Here is a 1,532-nt window from a genome sequence, read left to right as displayed (position 1 = left end):
TCCTTGGCGTACTCCGCGTACATGTAGTCGCGTTCTTCGTCGGTGACCATTTCGAGGGTCAGCTCGTCGTGGTTGCGCAGGAAGATGCCCCACTGGCAACTGGAAGGGATCGCTGGGGTCTTGGCGAGGATCTCCGATACGGGGTAGCGCGATTCGCGGCGGACCGCCATGAAGATGCGCGGCATGACCGGGAAGTGGAAGGCCATGTGGCACTCGTCGCCACCGGAGGGGAAGTCGCCGAAGTAGTCGACGACGTCCTCGGGCCATTGGTTCGCTTCGGCGAGGATGACCACGTCCGGGTACTGGGCGTCGATCTCCTTGCGGACCCGCTTCAGGAAGTGGTGGGTGGCCGGCAGGTTCTCGCAGTTGGTGCCCTCCTCCGCGTACAGGTAGGGGACCGCGTCGAGGCGGAAGCCGTCGATGCCCAGGTCGAGCCAGAACCGCAGGGCGGCCAGGATCTCCTCCTGGACGGCCGGGTTCTCGTAGTTGAGGTCCGGCTGGTGGGAGAAGAAGCGGTGCCAGAAGTACTGCTTGCGGACCGGGTCGAAGGTCCAGTTGGAGGCCTCGGTGTCGACGAAGATGATCCGGGCGTCCTGGTACTGCTTGTCGTCGTCGGCCCAGACGTAGTAGTCGCCGTAGGGGCCCTCCGGGTCGAGGCGCGACTGCTGGAACCACTCGTGCTGGTCGCTGGTGTGGTTCATGACGAAGTCGATGATCACGCGCATACCGCGCTGATGCGCCGCGTCCACGAACTCCACGAAGTCCGCCAGGTCACCGAACTCGGGAAGCACCGACGTGTAGTCGGATACGTCGTAACCGCCGTCCCGCAGTGGCGACTTGAAGAACGGGGGGAGCCAGAGGCAGTCGACCCCGAGCCACTGCAGGTAGTCCAGCTTCGCCGTGATGCCCTTCAGATCGCCGACGCCGTCTCCGTTGCTGTCCTGAAAGGAGCGGACCAGCACCTCGTAGAAGACGGCACGCTTGAACCAGTCAGGATCCCGGTCCTTGGCGGGGGTGTCCTCAAAGGTGTCCGGGACAGGCTCATTCATGATCATGGTGTGGGTGACCCTCCGAATCCCTTTTCCAGAGAATTCATCGCGGCGTGGACGGTCGCAGGACGGTGAGGATGTGCGCGGGGGCGTGGCCCGGTTCCAGGCGCACGTAGTTCGTCCTGCCCCAATGGTGGGTTTCGCCGGTGAGCTCGTCGCGAACCGAGGCGGACTCGTGCCAGCCGAGGCCTAGTTGCGGCATGTCCAACGAGACGGTCGCCTCCTGGGTGTGGTGCGGATCGAGGTTCACGACCACAAGAACCGTGTTCGATCCCCTCTGTTTCGAGTACACGATCACCTCGTCCTTGTCGGCATGGTGAAAATGCACGTCGCGCAGTGAGCGCAGGGCGGGGCTGCGGCGCCGGATGTCGTTGAGCGCGGTGATCAACGGGGCGATCGTCCGCCCCTCCCGCGCAGCCGACTCCCAGTCCCGAGGCCGCAGTTGGTATTTCTCGGAATGCAGATACTCCTCGCTACCGGCCC

At 64.2% G+C, this 1,532-nt stretch carries 1 protein-coding gene and 1 pseudogene; both read right to left on the bottom strand.

Annotated features, from left to right (window positions below; genetic code table 11):
* Nucleotides 1-1,055, bottom strand: a 1,055-nt coding sequence (locus tag ACIREE_RS42650) for an alpha-amylase family glycosyl hydrolase (protein WP_404164984.1), incomplete at its 3' end; no start/stop codon positions are given.
* A 37-nt stretch (nucleotides 1,056-1,092) separates the two neighbouring features.
* Nucleotides 1,093-1,532 (bottom strand): annotated as a pseudogene (locus ACIREE_RS42645) (alpha-1,4-glucan--maltose-1-phosphate maltosyltransferase); the annotation flags it as partial.

This window comes from Streptomyces sp. NPDC102467, from assembly GCF_044765445.1.
Lineage (GTDB): Bacteria > Actinomycetota > Actinomycetes > Streptomycetales > Streptomycetaceae > Streptomyces.
The sequence above is the reverse complement of the archived record's forward strand: the minus strand, read 5'-3'. Positions and strand labels throughout refer to the sequence as shown.